This window comes from Lentimicrobium saccharophilum (assembly GCF_001192835.1).
Classification (GTDB): domain Bacteria; phylum Bacteroidota; class Bacteroidia; order Bacteroidales; family Lentimicrobiaceae; genus Lentimicrobium; species Lentimicrobium saccharophilum.
In genome coordinates, this window is sequence record NZ_DF968182.1 from 1,136,485 (window position 1) to 1,154,779 (window position 18,295).

Sequence of the window (18,295 nt, forward strand, 5' to 3'; positions counted from 1 at the left end):
GGAAAGAAATGGAAACAATTAAATTAACGATAGATAATAAAGTACTTGAGGTAGCCAAGGGCACCACAATACTCAAAGCTGCAAAGGAGGCCGGAATTCACATCCCTACCCTTTGTTACCTGCATCTCCACGACCTGAATATTGAAAATAAACCCGCCGGATGCCGTGTTTGCGTTGTTGAAGTTGCCGGCCGCCGCAACCTGGCCCCTGCCTGCGTTACGGAATGTACCGAAGGCATGGTCGTGAGCACCCATAATATAAGGGTACTGAATGCAAGAAAAACAGTTCTTGAGCTTATCCTCTCCGACCACCCCACCGATTGCCTTATCTGCGCAAAAAATGGCAACTGTGAACTGCAGACCATGGCTCAGGAATTTGGCATTCGCAAACTGCATTATGAGGGAGAGCAGTCAACATACCGTGAGGACACCTCCCCTGCCATTATCCGCGATGTGGATAAATGTATCATGTGCCGCCGCTGCGAGATGATGTGCAACGAAGTTCAGACAGTAGGCGTTCTTTCAGCTGTAAACCGCGGATTTATGTCGGTTGTAGCCCCCGCTTTCGAAATGAACCTTGATCACAGTGTCTGTACCTATTGCGGTCAATGTGTGGCCGTTTGTCCGACCGGCGCCCTCACCGAAGTTGACCATACCAATGCCGTTATCAGGGCACTTGCCGATCCTACCAAAACGGTAGTAGTTCAGACTGCTCCGGCAGTAAGGGCAGCCCTGGGTGAAGAATTTGGCATGGAGCCGGGCACCCTGGTAACCGGGAAACTTGCCGCCGCATTGCGCAGGCTGGGCTTCAACTACGTTTTTGATACAGACTTTGCCGCCGACCTCACTATTATGGAAGAAGGAACCGAGCTGCTTGACCGTCTGACCCGTCATCTGAACGGAGATAAAGATGTTCCGTTGCCGATCCTTACCTCCTGCTGTCCGGGCTGGGTGAGCTTTTTCGAGCACCAGTTCCCTGAAATGAGGGATATTCCTTCAACGGCGCGCAGTCCGCAGCAGATGTTCGGAGCTATCGCCAAAACTTATTTCGCTGACAAAATCAATGTGAAACGCGAAGACCTGGTGGTTGTTTCCATTATGCCCTGCCTGGCTAAAAAGTTCGAATGCCAGCGTGATGAATTTGCCACCAACGGCAATCCGGATGTTGACTTCTCCATTTCGACCCGCGAATTGGCCCACCTGATCAAGCAGTCGAACATTGAATTCAATGCCCTGCCGGATGAGGATTTCGACAATCCGCTTGGCGAATCCACCGGAGCTGCGGTTATCTTCGGAACAACCGGAGGGGTGATTGAAGCTGCAGTCCGTACCGCCTATGAGGTGCACACGGGTAAAAAACTTGAGAAAGTTGATTTCGAAGAGTTGAGGGGAATGGAATATATCCGCGAAGCAACCATTGACTTCAACGGACTTCCGATCAGGATAGGCATTGCGCACGGACTTGGTAATGCGCGTAAACTGCTGCAGGATATCAAGGACGGAAAATCTGAATTCCATGCGATTGAAATTATGGCCTGCCCGGGCGGTTGCATCGGGGGTGGCGGACAACCCTTACATCATGGAGATTCTTCCATCATTAAAGCTCGTCAGAAGGCCCTTTATCAGGAAGATACCAATAAGACCATCCGTAAATCGCACGAAAATCCTTACATCATCCAACTTTATGAAGAGTTCCTCGGTAAACCGCTGAGTGAAAAATCTCATCACCTGCTTCATACTCATTACTTCGATAAAAGCAAGGAGATAAAAGTTGTAGAATAAGGGAAGATTGCCGGTACGGAAATTTCCTTACCGGCTGAACAAACAACACAAAATCAAAAGAATTCAGATCATGGCAAATATTAAATTATCCGCAGAAAAGCTTGATGAATTGAAAGCTGTCTGCAAATCGTTTAACAACGATAAGGGAGAACTGATCAATGTGCTGCACAAGGCGCAGGGAATCTTCGGTTATCTTCCCGCGGAAGTACAGGAAGTGATCGCCAAGGAGTTAAACATCTCCGTTGCTCATGTTTACGGAGTGGTATCTTTTTACTCTTTCTTTACCATGTTACCAAAAGGCGAGCATCCGGTTTCTATCTGCCTTGGCACAGCCTGCTATGTGCGCGGTGCTGAAAAAGTTATTGATGAATTCAAGCGACTGCTTAACATCAATGTAGGAGAAACAACCCCCGACGGTAAGTTTTCGCTGGCATGTCTGCGCTGTGTGGGCGCCTGCGGGCTTGCTCCGGTTGTGCTCGTTGGTGAAAAAGTTTACGGGCGTGTGGCTCCCGAAGGCGTTAAGGATATCGTTGCAGAATACGCTAACTAGTTGTTTTCATTAGTGTTTGGTAGAAGCGGCCGGATTATTTCCGGCTGCTTTTTTTTACACATATAACAAAAATAATTACACTCAAGTTTTAGTTTCATCCGATCCTTATCATGCTATAATCTCGCCTGACCAGGCGATATTTAGCAAGGGGATCACGCCCGGGTTAAAATGTGAGAAAAAGAAAGAAGGGCTGTCCATGGACAACCCTTCTAAACCACATTCACAAAACAAAAACTAATTTTCAAGAACTTTTGTCACCAATTCGGCAGCTTCCTGCAATAATACGGCGGAGAAAACCTTCAGGCCCGAATGCTCAATCAGGACTTTGGCCTCCTCGGCATTGGTACCCTGTAACCTTACAATTATTGGAATATCAATGGTTCCAATGTTGCGGTATGCATCCACGATACCCTGCGCCACCCGGTCGCAGCGAACAATGCCACCAAAAATATTGACCAGGATTACCTTTACATTGGGATCTTTCATGATGATTCTGAAAGCCTGCTCAACCCTTTCGGCATTGGCAGTACCCCCTACATCAAGGAAATTGGCAGGTTCCCCGCCCGAAAGTTTAATAATATCCATGGTTGCCATGGCCAATCCGGCTCCATTCACCATGCATCCTACATTCCCGCTGAGTTTAACATAATTCAGATGATGCGCCCCTGCTTCAACTTCGGCGGGATCTTCTTCAGCAAGATCGCGCATGGCAAGCAGATCAGGGTGGCGGAACAGTGCATTCTGGTCAAGGCGCATTTTACAATCGGCCGCCATAATCAGATTATCGGATGTCTTAAATACCGGATTTATTTCAAGCAAGGCCGCATCACTTCCCATGTAAGCATCATACAGACTTTTTACAAATTTCTGCATATTCTTATGGGCAGCTCCTTCAAGTTTGAAGTTATAGGCAATCTTGCGGCACTGGAAATCCTGCAGGCCAACCTTGGGATCAACCTCCTCGGTAAATATGAGGTGAGGGGTCTTTTCGGCAACCTCTTCGATATCCATCCCCCCTTCAGTAGAATACATGATCATGACCCTTCCGCTGGCGCGGTTGAGCAACATACTCATATAAAATTCCCTGGGTTCACTTTCGCCCGGGTAGAAAATATTCTGCTCAACAAGCACTTTACTTACCAACTTCCCACCGGGTCCTGTCTGCGGAGTTACCAGCGTCATCCCGATAATCTGCGAGGACTTTTCCCAGACCTCATGCAGCGACTGGGCAATCTTAACGCCTCCGCCTTTGCCTCTGCCCCCGGCATGTATCTGTGCTTTTACCGCCCACCGGTCAGAGTCGGTAATCTGCTGGATTTCTTCGGCGGCTTTTACTGCCAGTTCAGGAGTCTCGGCAACAATGCCCACAGGCACCGGAACGCCGTAAGAGCGAAGAATTTGTTTTGCCTGAAATTCGTGGAGGTTCATGAGGATACGTTTAAACTGAATATTTAGTAGGTTGAATTAATCACTTTAAGTGCTAATCTTTGAGAAAATCCGGTATATTTGTCCGGAATCACTGGCTTAAACAAATTAGCCGGCTGTCAGTTCAAACAAATATAAAAAGTTTTTAATCTTAGTTACAATTTTAAGTTAACCAGAAGTACTATTAATTGAAGAGAGTTGTTTTCATTTCTATTTTATTCCAACTGCCATCGCCCCCTATGAGAACCTTTGTTCTTCTGTCAATCTGTATTATAAGCATATTTACCTTTTCGTCAGCCTCATTGGCCGGCGTTCCTCCTTCGGCTGCAATAAACCGGACTGTTACTATTCCTCATATTGATGGCAGAATCTCAGAAGGAGAGTGGACAAATGCCACTGTGCTCAGCGGATTCAGACAATTTGAACCTGTATCGGATGCCGAGCCGTCTTTCGAAACAACGGTTATGCTGACATATAATGATGAAGCAGTATATATTGCCGCCATCATGTATGACCGGGCTCCCGACAGTATCGCCCGGCAGCTGGGTGAACGGGACAATGATGATCTTAATGCCGATTACTTCGGAATTGCCTTTGACACCTATAACAATCAGCAGGATGCTTATTATTTCGCCGTTTCCGCTTCCGGAATACAGGTGGATGGCCGGATGCTTGATGAAACATACAGTGCCGTCTGGTACAGTGAAGTTGACATCACCGACTCCGGATGGATTGCTGAAATCCGCATCCCTTACTCTGCAATCAGATTTCCAGGCTTGCCCACTCAGGACTGGGGTTTCCAGGCGATAAGAAAAATCAGAAGATACCGCGAACAAATCCACTGGGCCCTTGAGGAAAAAGGAGCCGGCAATATTCAGGTGCACTGGGGCAGGCTTACGGGATTTGAAAGTATCAGGCCTCCCCTACGCCTGTCATTTACTCCGTACCTTTCTGCCAACATGCAACACAACAGTGATCCCGCGTTCCGCAGTGATCCATGGTCTTTTGCATACAACGGTGGTATGGATCTGAAATACGGCATCAATGAAAGTTTCACCCTTGATATGATTTTACTGCCGGATTTCAGCCAGGTACAATCAGACAAAATTCAGAAAAACCTTACTGCACTTGAGTTAATTTACGACGAAAACCGGACATTTTTCAATGAAGGCACTGATCTCTTCAACAAGGGAGAACTTTTTTACTCACGGCGCATAGGCCGCACTCCACTGCGTCATTACATGGTCAATTCTATGCTTGACGAGACGGAAGTCCTGACCCACAATCCGGTAAGTGCAAGACTGTTGAATGCGATAAAATTTAGTGGCAGAACAGGTTCGGGATTGGGGATAGGGGTTTTCAATGCAGTAACCGGCAATACCTGGGCTACCGCTAAAGATACGGTCAGCGGCAATGAAAGGGAAATCCTTACAGATCCGGCGACCAACTATAACATTGTGGTGCTCGATCAGGCGCTGCCCAACAATTCTTCTGTTTATTTTATCAATACCAATGTCACCAGACCCGGGGGCTGGGATGACTCCAATGTCACCGGAGCGGGTGCTACCGTCGGGAACAAAACAAAGACTTACTTTGCAGGACTGAATTTTTCCGCATCCAAGTGGAATAAAGCGGGGGCAAATCCCGAATTCTCATGGGGTGAAAATAAAACCGGCTATAATTACGGCGCTTTTCTGATGAAAAGCCGGGGAAAATTCCAGTTTTCGGTTTACCAGAGTGCACTGGATTCCAATTACAATATCAATGATCTGGGCATCAACCGATACAAAAATCAACAAAACCGGGGGATTTACGTCAGCTACAGGCTTTATGAACCTTTCGGCATATTCCTAAATTTTTCACAAAGTCTGGGTCTTGATCAGATCAGGGCGCTGAACAATAAAACCAACATCAACACCTTACTCACCTATAAGGGCAATACAACATTTAAGAATTACCTGACATTCTGGTGGGGAGTTTCTGTTTCACCATCCGAAAGGTATGATTATTATGAACCCAGAATTTCAGGAAGGTACTTCCTTAAACCTGGCTACACCCAGGGTTGGATAGGTTTTTCGAGCGATTATCGCAAAAAGCTGGCCATAGACGGTCAGTTCTATTATACAGCAGAATATGATAAAAAACATTATACATGGTTTGAAATAGGCCCTGTGGTAAGGCTCAGCAACCGGCTGTCATTCAAGCATACGACGGGCCTAGGCGATAATCCGGGAGATCTGGGATTTATCGGAGCATACAACAACACTGTGTGGTTTGGCAAAAGAGATGTAAAGACCCTTGAAAATTCTTTCTCCGGCAAGTATATGGTCAGCCGACTGATTTCAACTTCACTTTTGCTCAGGCATTTCTGGCAAACAGCAGATTATAGAGGTTATTATATTCTGAATGACGATGGCGGCCTGGTGCCTGATCCCGACCTGGTGTATGATGCAAATTTCAACTACAACTTTTTCAGCATCGACCTTGCCATCGGATGGGAATTTGCGCCGGGCAGCATGCTGAGCCTGGTATGGAAAAATAATATTGAGAGCGAAAACAAGGCTTATAATATTAAATACCTTGAGAACCTTGATCAATTATTCAATGCTTCACAGCTGAACATGATCAGCATCAAAGCATTATACCATCTTGATTACCTGATGCTGAAACGAAGAAAGCACTGATTTTCCATACCCAGAAGTCAAATACACTTCAGGCCGGGTCCATAAAAAAATCGTGCAGCAATTCCGGTCTTCCTATTGATTCATTCGGGTTTATAAATTCAACTGATCAGATATCAGGATATTATACACCATATCAGATTACTTTTATACTATAAAGCGATATATTACTATAGCCTGGCCGGCATAACCTGCCGGGTTTTAACACGCAAAAATCATCATTATGCTTGCAACACTTAAATTCCCTATTATGGGTTATGTCAAAATCAGACTCATTGTAAAAAACGGTTACAAGTGGCTGGCTGAACTGATCGGCGCAGAACTTGAAATTGAAGTTACAGAGGATGATTTTGTCCTTGATTAATTTTACAAGGGTGTTTAACCCGACTTTTATCCTGGCTCAGGAAGGTAATCTTTATCCTTCCCTGCATTGCTTTGGCAAAATCTGAAAATTCAGATCCCGGCTATTCTGGTATAATGATCCTTCTCTGAATCCGGCCACTTTTCCCCATCGGGCACTTCTTCCATTACTTCTCACCTAAGCAGGGTGATTTTCGCTTAAACTGTTAACTTTGCATTAAGTTAATTTCATTCTATGATTCAGGCGAAAGAAATAGTCAAGTCGTATGGAAGTCTCCAGGTATTGAAAGGGGTATCTGTAGTGATTAAAAAAGGTGAGATCGTTTCGGTGACCGGTGCATCGGGAGCCGGCAAATCGACCCTGCTTCACATTCTCAGCACCATAGACCGGGCCGACAGTGGTCATGTAGTTGTAGACGGAATTGATACCGGTAAGCTCAACGACCGTAAACTTGCCGAATTCCGGAACCGGAAAGTGGGTTTTGTTTTTCAGTTTCACCACCTGCTGCCTGAATTTACAGCCCTTGAAAATGTTTGTATCCCTGCATTTATCGCCGGGACCGGCCGCAGGGGGGCTGAACTCCGGGCCATGGAATTGCTTGATTTTCTTAACCTGAAAGACCGCTCCTCACATAAGCCATCAGAATTATCGGGGGGAGAGCAACAGCGCATTGCGGTAGCCAGGGCATTGATCAACAGTCCTTCTGTGATAATGGCTGACGAGCCTTCGGGCAATCTCGACTCAACCAACGCAAGGCAGTTGCATCAGCTCTTCTTTGAATTGCGCGAAAAGTTCAGCCAAACCATTCTGATTGTCACCCATAACGAAGAACTCGCTGAAATGGCTGATCGCAGGCTCTTTATGCGAGACGGACTCATTTTTGACCACAAAACCTGATTTAGCAAAGCACCCAATAAACTTTCCTGATTTTCGTTTTGTTATAGCGCTATTGAGCAAAAACAATACGTGATTACCAATTATCTGACTTCAAAATGATTAAATATTTCTCTATCCGGATTTTATCCGCCTTTCTTCTGATATGTTCACTCTTCCTGGGATGCGGTATAAATGCCTATGCTCAAAGCATTGACCCCGCAAGGTTACAGCAATTTGAAGAAGCCATCCTCCGTGGTGAAGAATTTCTGCAGGCAAAGGATTATGCAAGAGCCAAAGCCGAATACCAGAAGGCATTGAATATTGACCCCTCGGCCAAATTCCCAAAAGACAAGCTGGCCCAGATCAGGAAGGTTTACACAGATCCTGAAGACGAAGTACGGTTCACCAATGCAGTTGAACAAGGTAACCGCCTTATGCTGGCAAAGAATTTTGATGCAGCCAAAGATCAGTTTTCCATAGCGGTCAACATCAAACCGGAAGACAAAACAATCCGCGATAAGCTTGCTGAAGCCGAGAGACTTGCCAAAGAAAGGCAGGAGATGGTGAACCAATATGAAAAAATCGTAGCAGAAGCTGATAAATTGTACACTTCAGGAAACCTGCAGGCTGCCAGGGAAAAATATGCCGAAGCTTCCGCACTGAATCCGGAAGAAAACCATCCAAAACAGCGCATCCGTGACATCGACAACAACCTTGCATCAGAAAAAGCAAAGCAGGAGTTGTATGAAAAACTGCTGACTGAGGCTGATGAAGCCTATATGAACAGGGATTTCACCACGGCAAAACTGAAGTATGAGCAAGCCCTGAAGATCAAACCGGCCGATAACTATCCCAAAAGCATGCTTTCAAGAGTTGCTGAAGGAATGACCCAGCAAAAGGATGCGCTGGCAAAATACCAGACCTTGATTGCATCTGCCGACCGCTTATTTCAGGCCGGGGATTACGAAACTGCCCTAACAGCTTATCAGCAGGCTTCAGGCATTATGTCATCAGAAGAATATCCGAAAACACGGATTGCTGAAATAAACGGCATACTGCAGCAGCAAAAGGAACTTGAAGAGAATTACAACGACGCTATCACCCGCGGCGATGCCCTGATACTGGAAAAAAAATATGAAGAAGCCAGGGCAATATTCCAGCAGGCCGCCACCCTGAAACCCACCGAAACATATCCAAAGCAAAAGATTGAGGAGATTGCCGGGCTGACCGCTGCCCTGAAAGAAGCTGAAATAAACCAATCCTATCAGGAGGCAATTTCAAAAGCTGATAATTTTTTCACGATTCCCGATTACCCATCAGCCCTTGATGCATACGGGCAAGCCAAAAAAATTAAACCTGCCGAAAATTATCCTGACCAGCAGATTTCCAGGATCAATGATATACTGACCAAAGAAAAGGCGGATCAACAAGCATACAGCAATGTCATTGCAGAAGGTGATCAGTTATTCAACGCCGGGAATTATACCGGGGCAAAAGAGAAGTACAATCAGGCACTGAATATTAAACCCGGGGAAGCTTATCCGGCATCACAAATTTCAAAGGCAGATCAGCAACTGGCGCTCCAAAAAGAGAAGGACGACCTCTACCTTAAAACAGTGAGTGAGGCTGACCGTCTGTATGCCGAAAAAAACGTAAACAATGCCCTGACTGAATATAACAAGGCAGCATTGCTAAAGCCGGAAGAAGTCTATCCAAAAGAACAAATCGCAAAATTACAGACCGAACTTGATAACCTCAGGTCAGCAGAAGAAAAATACAAGAATTACATTGCCGAAGGTGACCGTTTATACGACAACCGGGACCTTCAAAATTCGGCCAATGCCTATAACAATGCACTGGCCATCAGACCAGGGGAAAAATATCCATCAGAACGAATAGCCCGGATCGGACAGGAAATGGAGAATCAACGCATTCAGCGTGAAAACTACTCCACGGAAATTGCAAAAGCCGATCAGATGTTCAGCGACGGAAAATACGAGGAAGCCCGAACGACCTATACCAGGGCGGCCGGTATTTTGCCGGGCGAAAATTATCCTCCGGAGCAAATAGCAAAAATTGAAAAAATAATCAGGGACCGGGAGTCGCTGGAAGAGAATTATGCAGCATATATTTCAGAAGGAGATGCCGCTTTCGCGAATAAACAATACCAGGCAGCACGTTCATCCTATCAACAGGCGCTGATGCTTAAACCCGGTGAAAAATATCCAACTGATCGCATTGCCCTAACCGATAAAGAACTGGAAACGGCCATGCAACTATCAGCAGGGTATCAAAAAGCCATTGCTGAAGGAGATATTCTTTTCAATTCAGGATCGCTCGGGGAAGCCAGGGATAAATATGCCGGCGCACTTAAACTGCAGCCCGGAGAAACCTATCCTGCCATCCAGATTGAACGGATCGCGCAAATGCAGGCAGAGCAGCTGGCCAATGAACAAAAATTCAGCAAAGCCATTGAGGATGGCGACCGTTTATTTAGTGCCGGAGAATATCGCCAGGCTCAGACCCATTACAATGCTGCCTTAATGATCAAACAGGATGCCGCCCACCCGGCAGGCAGGATTGCGGAAATTGCAAAAATACTGGGAGAGCAGGAAGCGACCGACAAACAGTATGCGGATGCCATACAACTTGGAGACAATATGTTGTCACAGAATAAGCTTGATGAAGCAGCATCGGCTTACCTGCAGGCCGGACAACTCAAGCCTTCCGAAACATACCCCGGAAGTCAGCTTGAGCTCATTGAAGGGAGGCGGGAAGCAGAAAAAGCACTGAATGAAAATTATGCCAATGCCATAATCACCGCCGATGCAGCATTTGAATCAAAAGATTATTCACAAGCCCTGGCATCATACAGGAAGGCGCTTGAACTCAAGCCCGGCAGCGAATATCCATCAGCAAAAATCAGGGAGATCAACGGCATACAGGAAGAGCAGAAAATGCTGGCTGACAGGGAGTATTATGAAGCAATCCGGCAAGCTGATCAGCTTTTCAGTGAAGAAGATTATACCTCGGCCGTTAAATTTTATGAAAATGCTTCCGCACTCAAACCAGGTGAAAAACATCCACAGGACAGAATCCTTGCTATCCGGACCATCTTGCAGGAGCGCACCCTGAATCAGCTTGCCACATACAATAAACATATCATCAATGCCGACAGGTTGTACCAGGATAAAATATTTGACCAGGCGATCGACGCATATCTTGCGGCATCCATTGCCAGACCGGATGAAACCTATCCCGGAGAAATGATCGGAAAGATCAGGAAATACCTGGAAGATCATGCCATGGTTGACCTGATCAGCGATCCAACGATAATAGATGCAGACACAGAAAAGAGATTCAGCTTCAACCCGATTGAAATGCGTCTGCGGAAAAACAACTATGTATCCATTAAAGGCCGCAAAACCAGCGAAGCCGATCCTAAAGTATATGTGAATTACGGGAAAGGCAACCAAAAGAACGGAGGCATTGTAATCAGGAGTATAACCACGGAAGAAAACGGAGATTACCTGGTTCGGGTGAGCATTCAGGACAAATGGTACCGGGAGGACAATAACTGGATAGCTATCTACGCGGAAGGTGGAAGCATTGAAATTTCAAAAATGCAGATCGCCCAGGGAGATTAAGTTCCCGTAAGGGTATGTCATAAATATCCTAACCTGCACATACCGGACACTACCGGCTTTTGCATTTATTATCAATGCAATACAGCGTTGCGCTTCCTGCTTTTTAAAATTTTTCCATCTTTCGGTTAAACCTTCGGAGAAGATCAATTTTTTATGACATTTGCAGCAATCTGCAAACTACTGCAATTATGGAAAACTATTTTGAAACTTTCCGCCGGAACACCATCGGACATGATGCAGAATATGATACTCCTTTTGGAAGGCAAAAGCTGATTTATGCCGATTGGATCGCCAGCGGAAGACTATATAAACCCATTGAAGAAAGGCTTTCATACGAAATAGGTCCTTTTATCGGCAATACGCACACCGAGACCAGCGAAACAGGCACCTCCATGACCAGGGCGTATCACGAAGCGCATAAACGGATCAAAAAACATGTAAATGCAGGGCCCGAGGATGTTATTATCACGGCCGGATTCGGTATGACCGGGGTAATAGTGAAGTTTCAGCGGATGATGGGACTGAAGATGTGCGGACAGCTCACCGACAGTAAATGCTTTAAGGAAAAAGAGCGCCCGGTCGTATTTGTCACGCATATGGAACACCACAGTAATCACACTTCATGGTTTGAGACCATGAGTGATGTGGTTGTACTGGCTCCGGATAAAGATCTGCTGGTTGACCCTGATGAATTGCGCAGACAACTGGAAAATTATAAAGACCGGCCGCTGAAGATCGGGGCGTTTACGGCTTGTTCAAATGTTACGGGCGTTGGCACTCCTTATCACCAGTTGGCAAAGATTATGCATGAGAACGGTGGCTTCTGCTTTATCGATTTTGCCGCATCAGCCCCATATGCCGATATCAACATGCATCCGGAGGATCCACTCGAAAAGTTGGATGCCGTTCTATTTTCGCCGCACAAGTTTTTAGGAGGCCCGGGTTCTTCAGGCGTACTGATTTTTGACCGGTCAATTTACAAAAGCAGGACACCGGATCAGCCCGGCGGCGGGACCGTTGACTGGACCAATCCGTGGGGTGAATACAAATATGTTGATGATATAGAACTGCGTGAAGACGGCGGCACTCCCGGCTTTATGCAGGCCATCCGCACAGCTTTGTGTATTGAACTCAAGGAGCGAATGGGCACGGTAAATATTGCAAAGAGAGAAGAGGAGTTACTGGAACGCGCTTTCCATGGTATGGATAAAATTCCGGGACTGCATATCCTTGCCAACAATCAGCGGAAACGACTTGGAGTCATTTCATTCTATTTCGAGAATATACACTACAATCTTGTAGTGAAACTCCTCTCCGACAGGTATGGCATACAGGTGAGGGGCGGATGCGCCTGCGCCGGGACTTACGGGCATTATCTTCTGGATGTAAGTTATGAGCATTCTAAAAGAATCACCGAACTGATCAATCATGGTGACCTTTCACAAAAGCCTGGTTGGGTCAGGCTTTCCCTGCATCCGACGATGACAAACAACGAACTGGATCATATTCTGAACGCACTGGAAGAAATCAGCCTGCACCATCAGACATGGATGAAAGAATACATGTACAACAAGCACACGAATGAGTTCAGGCATATCCAGGACAATTGCCAGATTACCAATAGGGTGAACGAATGGTTCAAGTTATAACAGGCATTCAGAAGGAGAAAATCTGATATTTCAAATCTCGATGACTGCTAATTGGCTTTGCTGAGGGTGATCAGGGTGATTTCCGGAAGAATGCCGACCCGACCGGGGTAGGCGATATGGCCTAATCCACGGTTCACATAAAGATAATTATCCCTTCCATCACGATTGCCCTGTATGGTAAGGCCGGCCCAGTGCTTATACATATAACGGGCAGGACTCCACTTCATCCCGAGTGCTTCGATACCAAGCTGCATGCCATGTGTATGCCCCGAGAGGGTAAGATCAAACCCGCGGTAGTTTTCCAGGACCTCTGCATCCCAGTGGGTCGGATCATGAGAAAGCAGGATATTAAAATCGCAATACGCCACACCCTCCATGGTCTTCGCCATATCTCCGTAACGTTTAAATCGTGCTGTTGCGCTCCAGTTTTCAACACCTGCTATTAATAAACGGGCACTGTCAATACTGATTACCTCGGTGGAATTACGCAGAAGCTTCCAACCTATTGATTTATAGAAATCAATGAGTTCATTCATGTTCTCTTCTTTTTCCTGTGGAGTTTTCCAGGATGTATAATCCCCGTAATCATGGTTGCCGAGAATGGCATAAACACCCAGCGGAGCTTTGACTTGTGCAAGAATGTGCCCGAAACCTTTCACCTCAGCGGATGAATAATTCACCAAATCGCCGGTAAACATGACAATATCCGGATTTAACGCATTGACTTTATCAATGGCGCGCTGCAACGGTGCAGCCGACATCCAGCTACCCAGATGCAGATCGGAAAGCTGAACAATTTTCAGCCCTTCCAGGGCATCCGGCAGTTCCTCTATCTGAAGAGAGACTGAGTGAACCTTAAATTTATACACCCATATGGTGCTCCCAATTAATAACCCGGCAAAAGCCAGGCCCCCGATAAATAATCCCATTCGTCTGAAAAAAAGAAATGATTTGCCTGAAGTTTCAGATTTCTTCCTGAAGAATAAACCTGTAACAAAGGCTTTGATTTGTAATAAAAAGACCGGTAACAAAGGTATCAGCATGATGACTTTGGCCAGATAGGCCATCAATGCAATGCCCGGAAGATAGATCCGCCAGAATTTACCCATTGACTGCAACGGAAAAACTGCTGTACCCAGAAGGAAAAGCAATAAAACAGCCAGAGGGAACCACCATAAAACACTAAAGAAACGCTTTACAGAACTCCTGTACTTTTTCAGCAAGCCGCCGATACTTTTTAAAATCAGCCAATCGAATAAAAAGAGCAGTACCAGGAAAGGCACGCGCCCGGCATATTTGGGCATTGAATACTGCATCAACAGGTACAGGACTGTGATCAAAATAAATCCGGCAATAGCCGGAATCAACCACTTAAAAATCCTGTGCTGAAAGATACTCTTCAAAATCTGTATGAATGCGGATGCTGTAATGAAAAACCGACCGGTGAATTTATCGCCGGCCGGTGCAAAAATACGAAATATTTATTTACGACATTGATTTAACATAATTTACAAGTCCTTTGGCTTCGAAAATCCCCATCAGTTTTGCAGGAAGCGGAGAAAATCTGAATTCTTTTCCTGCAATGGTAACAAAGCCTCCCGCAAAATCAATTTCGACTTTATCACCCTGCTTATAAGCATCTACTGCTTCAGGAAGTAAAATGATCGGCAATCCCTGGTTAACAGATGAGCGGTAGAAAATCCGGTTTACTGATTTGCAGATAACGGCTTTAACCCCGGCATAAGCAAGTCCTACACATGGGTGCTCCCGTGAGCTGCCGCAACCGAAATTAGCGCCCGCCATAAGGATATCTCCTTCTTTCACCCTTTCGGAGAAACTATCGTCAAATCCCTTGAACAGATATGGCATAATTTTCTCAGCCTCCGAGCTGTTGATCTCGTAGGTAAATTTTCCGGCAAACATCTGGTCGGTATTCAGGTTGTCCACATCGGCATAGTTCCAGGTTCCGCTGGCATAGCGATCCTCATCCTTTGCTATATCAACCGTTTTGCTTTGCTCAATTTTGAAGGGAAATTTGTCGGTAAAGTGGTCTCCGCGCGGATCGGCGATCTCGCCCTTCAGCGCCGAATATGCCACTACCGCAGGAGAAGCGAGGTAAATGGAAGATTCCTTGTTGCCCATCCGTCCCTTAAAGTTACGGTTTGCTGTAGAAATTACGTTGTAACCATCAGCAGGTATCCCCTGCCCTGTTCCCAGGCAGGGTCCGCAACTGGGGGCAAGTACATTGGCGCCCGCTTCCATAAACAAACGGATCAGTCCTTCTTCCATGGCCTGCAGATAAATTTCCTGAGATGCCGGAATGATCAGTAACTGGAATCCATCCGGTAATTTATTTCCTTTCAGTATCCCGGCCGCTTCGCGCAGGTCCTCGATGCGTCCGTTTGTACAGGTACCAATCAGCGCCTGGTTCAGTGTGACCCCTTTAACTTCGGCCAGGGCTTTCACATTGTCGACATGATGAGGGGCAGCAACCACCGGGAACAGCTCATTCAGGTTAATTTCGATCTCACGGGCATAGCCGGCATCCGGATCAGCCCATTCACCTTCCGCTTTATATCCAAGCCATTCAGAAAGCACTTCATCGGCCGGGAAAACGGCATTTTTGGCTCCCATCTCCGAAGCCAGGTTGGCAATGGTCATGCGGTCAGAAATATTCAGGGTCTTCACCCCTTCGCCATGATATTCAATGGACATATAATCTGCTCCGCTGGAACCTATCATTCCGATGATCCATAAAGAGAGGTCCTTTGCATATACTCCCTGAGGAAGCTTTCCGTTAAGTATGATTTTGATGCTTTCCGGTACACGGAACCAGGTTTCACCCTGCTTCCACAGACCGGCCGTCTCGGTGCGGTCGATCCCGGCAGCAAAAGCGTTAAAAGCACCTGCAGTGCAGGTATGACTATCGCTTCCAACCACAATCATCTTTGGCCTTGCATATTTCGAAACAATCTGGTGGCAGATTCCTTTACCTACATCGTGAAATTTCTCAATCCCCTGTTGCCTGACAATATCCCTGATCTTCTGGTAATCGTTGGCAAGTTTGGCATTGGTCGGCGGGGCATTGTGGTCAAGTACGATCAGTAGCTGACCGGGATCGGACACTTTCACCCCTCCCATCTTTGCAAATGTTCCTGCGATACTGGATGTATTGTCGTGGGTTAGGATAATATCCGGTTTACGGAATACAATGGCGCCGGCTTCGGCTCCCATGATTTTTTCTGCAAAAGTTTTACCTTTCATGGCGTTGCTTTTGATTTGATTATTGATATGAGGAATTTCTACCTGATAATTAATGCAACGAATTTACAGGTTTTCCGGCACCTTCTCCCTGCAAGCCAAAAATATTTTCCCGTAAAAGAAATCACAAAAAAACCACCGCTGAGGGTGGTTTTTCATTTATGCATGCAACTTGTTTTTTCAATTACATATCCTTCATCTGTTCATCCAGACGATTCTGCTGAGACAAGCGCTGTTCAAGAAGCAGAATATATTGCCGTGCCTTTTTCAATCCGTGTTGTTTCCATGCCCGGTTTGCCCATTCCAGCGCGAGGGGCAGGTTACCCTCAACTTCGCTGGCAAGGGCCATATTATAGCATGCCCGGCCGGCCACTTTCTCATCTGAACTCACTGCATATTTCTGCCAGATCTGAATGGCATCGTTCCATCTGTCCCTTTTTACATATCCGGTAGCAATCTTAAAGTCATCATTTGCTTTTCTGAAGTAGGAACGATGCTCGGCTACCCAGGTCGGTGAAATCCTTCTGGCATACTCCCTGCCCGAAAAGAAACCTGACTCATTGATAGCCCTTCTTTTGGAAGGCAGTTTAGCCAACACCTGTTCAGGGGTATCCCCCTGTTCACTCCACCGCATTTCATCATTAAAAGCATTGCGGTCAACAATCTGATGATCAGCGGGCTTATAAATCGTCCAGCCTGATCTTACATTCATTCTGAGGTCGGCATAATACTCCTTAACAATTACTTTTTTCTTATCCACAACCCTTTCCACATCTGCTGACCTTTTGCGAATGTCGGTATCGGAGTCAAATGATTCCAGGGCAATCAGCGCATCCAGCCGGAATCTTTCGCAGAGTTCATCCACCTGATTCCAGTCGAGGTAAGGGGGCCACTCACGGGTACCGGTTCCGGGGAGTTCAACCCCTTCAATGACAACGGCAGTGAAGCGCGGGCCATTGTTCAGCCCTGAAGCCAATCCTTTCAGCGTTTCCTGAGACCCTTCCCGGTCGGCACCGATTGACTCTCCGGTTACAAATCCTTCAAGAACATTCTTAAATCCTTGTCCCTTCCCGGGCAAAGACCGGTTTATAATTCCGACCTGCCTGATATCAGACGGAAGGTTAATATCTGCCGGCTTCAGAATCTGCATCTGATGCGATGATGTCCGGCAGGATGCGGAAACTATTGCCAATAAAAGGATAACGGGATAGATTTTCCTCATAATTTTTATAATTTAAGATTTACATATTGAATTAAAAATATCTCTTACCAACTACTATACCAAATTTACGCTAACTAAAGGAAAATTATACAGGCAAATGCAAATCATTGTTGTCCGGAAAAAACCGGATAATGAACTTAGAGATTCTTCGCTCCACGATGTTACGCTCAGAAAGACAATGTTTTAGGATTCAAAGGAGGGGGCTTGGTGGCGGCTTCGCCGCCACCAAGCCCCCTCCTTAAAAAACACATGCAAATTGCAGTCTTTCTGAGCGTTAGCGAAGAATCTCATGCTTTTTCCCGCCTTAAAAAACACATGCAAATTGCAGTCTTTCTGAGCGTTAGCGAAGAATCTCATGCTTTTTCCCGGACAATAGTGAATGCAAATAAATTAAGGGAGAAATTTAAACTGAATAAAAAATATTCTTTGTGAATAAGAAATCCTTTTGTACTTTTGCACTCCGTTTGGTGAGGTGGGTGAGTGGCTTAAACCAACAGTTTGCTAAACTGTCGTACTGGAAACGGTACCGGGGGTTCGAATCCCCCCTTCACCGCAAAGAGGATGAAAGTCCTCATTTTTTTTAAATTCAGCGGGGTGTAGCGCAGTCCGGTTAGCGCACCTGGTTTGGGACCAGGGGGTCGATGGTTCGAATCCATTCACCCCGACGCAAAAAGGAAGTTGTCTGATAAAGGCAGCTTCTTTTTTTTGACATGTCACCTGGTTTGGCCCCGCCACGGCAGGGGATGGTTCAAATCCATTCACCCCGACGCCAATAGTTGTCCGATACTGTTAAACTTTTTTTTCAGGAATTTTTCAATATACAATTATCCCCGCAATGGAAA

11 protein-coding genes and 2 tRNA genes are annotated in these 18,295 nt (G+C 46.0%); 9 read left to right on the forward strand and 4 right to left on the reverse strand.

Annotation, left to right across the window (positions count from 1 at the left end):
- Nucleotides 1–8: 8 nt before the first annotated feature.
- Complete coding sequence (locus TBC1_RS04115; protein WP_062042752.1) at nt 9–1,781, forward strand: NADH-dependent [FeFe] hydrogenase, group A6; 1,773 nt, start codon at nt 9–11, stop codon at nt 1,779–1,781.
- Between the two features lie 70 nt (nt 1,782–1,851).
- On the forward strand, nt 1,852–2,331 hold the full coding sequence (locus TBC1_RS04120; RefSeq protein ID WP_062042754.1) for an NADH-quinone oxidoreductase subunit NuoE family protein: 480 nt from the start codon (nt 1,852–1,854) through the stop codon (nt 2,329–2,331).
- Between the two features lie 234 nt (nt 2,332–2,565).
- On the opposite strand, the gene sucC is transcribed toward TBC1_RS04120, so the two are convergent.
- Nucleotides 2,566–3,759 (reverse strand): ADP-forming succinate--CoA ligase subunit beta, encoded by a 1,194-nt coding sequence (sucC, locus tag TBC1_RS04130; RefSeq protein WP_062038906.1) that lies wholly within the window; start codon nt 3,757–3,759, stop codon nt 2,566–2,568.
- A gap of 236 nt (nt 3,760–3,995) precedes the next feature.
- Between sucC and TBC1_RS04135 the strand changes: the two genes are divergently transcribed.
- From TBC1_RS04135 to TBC1_RS04150, 5 genes are all read left to right on the forward strand, one after another.
- A complete protein-coding gene (locus TBC1_RS04135) occupies nt 3,996–6,440 on the forward strand; it encodes a DUF5916 domain-containing protein (RefSeq protein ID WP_062038909.1) in 2,445 nt (814 codons plus the stop codon).
- Nucleotides 6,441–6,660: 220 nt separating this feature from the next.
- Nucleotides 6,661–6,801: a hypothetical protein gene (locus tag TBC1_RS17925; protein ID WP_154669509.1), complete on the forward strand. Its 141-nt coding sequence runs from the start codon at nt 6,661–6,663 to the stop codon at nt 6,799–6,801.
- Nucleotides 6,802–7,032: 231 nt separating this feature from the next.
- Complete coding sequence (locus TBC1_RS04140) at nt 7,033–7,695, forward strand: ABC transporter ATP-binding protein (RefSeq protein ID WP_062038912.1); 663 nt, start codon at nt 7,033–7,035, stop codon at nt 7,693–7,695.
- 95 nt (nt 7,696–7,790) lie between these two features.
- The gene (locus TBC1_RS04145) at nt 7,791–11,321 is read left to right on the forward strand and encodes a tetratricopeptide repeat protein (RefSeq protein ID WP_062038916.1); all 3,531 of its coding nucleotides are present in this window, start codon (nt 7,791–7,793) and stop codon (nt 11,319–11,321) included.
- 188 nt (nt 11,322–11,509) lie between these two features.
- Entirely contained in the window at nt 11,510–12,970 is a 1,461-nt protein-coding gene (locus tag TBC1_RS04150; protein ID WP_062038919.1) for an aminotransferase class V-fold PLP-dependent enzyme, read from the forward strand.
- Nucleotides 12,971–13,017: 47 nt separating this feature from the next.
- Here the strand turns inward: TBC1_RS04150 and TBC1_RS04155 are convergent, their stop codons facing one another.
- From TBC1_RS04155 to TBC1_RS04165, 3 genes are all read right to left on the reverse strand, one after another.
- Nucleotides 13,018–14,274 carry a metallophosphoesterase gene (locus tag TBC1_RS04155; RefSeq protein WP_172668820.1) on the reverse strand — a complete coding sequence of 419 codons (1,257 nt, stop codon included), beginning with the start codon at nt 14,272–14,274 and terminating at the stop codon, nt 13,018–13,020.
- 181 nt (nt 14,275–14,455) lie between these two features.
- Nucleotides 14,456–16,234 carry an aconitase/3-isopropylmalate dehydratase large subunit family protein gene (locus tag TBC1_RS04160; protein WP_082189471.1) on the reverse strand — a complete coding sequence of 593 codons (1,779 nt, stop codon included), beginning with the start codon at nt 16,232–16,234 and terminating at the stop codon, nt 14,456–14,458.
- A gap of 181 nt (nt 16,235–16,415) precedes the next feature.
- Nucleotides 16,416–17,453 carry a DUF6340 family protein gene (locus tag TBC1_RS04165; RefSeq protein ID WP_062038925.1) on the reverse strand — a complete coding sequence of 346 codons (1,038 nt, stop codon included), beginning with the start codon at nt 17,451–17,453 and terminating at the stop codon, nt 16,416–16,418.
- A gap of 466 nt (nt 17,454–17,919) precedes the next feature.
- Between TBC1_RS04165 and TBC1_RS04175 the strand changes: the two genes are divergently transcribed.
- Both TBC1_RS04175 and TBC1_RS04180 read left to right on the forward strand, forming a co-directional pair.
- Nucleotides 17,920–18,006 (forward strand) — tRNA-Ser (locus TBC1_RS04175).
- A 37-nt stretch (nt 18,007–18,043) separates the two neighbouring features.
- Nucleotides 18,044–18,118, forward strand: a tRNA-Pro gene (locus TBC1_RS04180).
- Nucleotides 18,119–18,295: the final 177 nt, after the last annotated feature.

Bases quoted from the DNA above. Each gene is read 5' to 3' on its own strand.
- TBC1_RS04145 (WP_062038916.1), top strand. From the start codon at position 7,791: ATGATTAAATATTTCTCTATCCGGATTTTATCCGCCTTTCTTCTGATA.
- TBC1_RS04115 (WP_062042752.1), top strand. From the start codon at position 9: ATGGAAACAATTAAATTAACGATAGATAATAAAGTACTTGAGGTAGCC.
- TBC1_RS17925 (WP_154669509.1), top strand. From the start codon at position 6,661: ATGCTTGCAACACTTAAATTCCCTATTATGGGTTATGTCAAAATCAGA.
- TBC1_RS04160 (WP_082189471.1), bottom strand. From the start codon at position 16,234: ATGAAAGGTAAAACTTTTGCAGAAAAAATCATGGGAGCCGAAGCCGGC.
- TBC1_RS04120 (WP_062042754.1), top strand. From the start codon at position 1,852: ATGGCAAATATTAAATTATCCGCAGAAAAGCTTGATGAATTGAAAGCT.
- TBC1_RS04150 (WP_062038919.1), top strand. From the start codon at position 11,510: ATGGAAAACTATTTTGAAACTTTCCGCCGGAACACCATCGGACATGAT.
- TBC1_RS04155 (WP_172668820.1), bottom strand. From the start codon at position 14,274: ATGCCCAAATATGCCGGGCGCGTGCCTTTCCTGGTACTGCTCTTTTTA.
- TBC1_RS04165 (WP_062038925.1), bottom strand. From the start codon at position 17,453: ATGAGGAAAATCTATCCCGTTATCCTTTTATTGGCAATAGTTTCCGCA.
- TBC1_RS04140 (WP_062038912.1), top strand. From the start codon at position 7,033: ATGATTCAGGCGAAAGAAATAGTCAAGTCGTATGGAAGTCTCCAGGTA.
- sucC (WP_062038906.1), bottom strand. From the start codon at position 3,759: ATGAACCTCCACGAATTTCAGGCAAAACAAATTCTTCGCTCTTACGGC.
- TBC1_RS04135 (WP_062038909.1), top strand. From the start codon at position 3,996: ATGAGAACCTTTGTTCTTCTGTCAATCTGTATTATAAGCATATTTACC.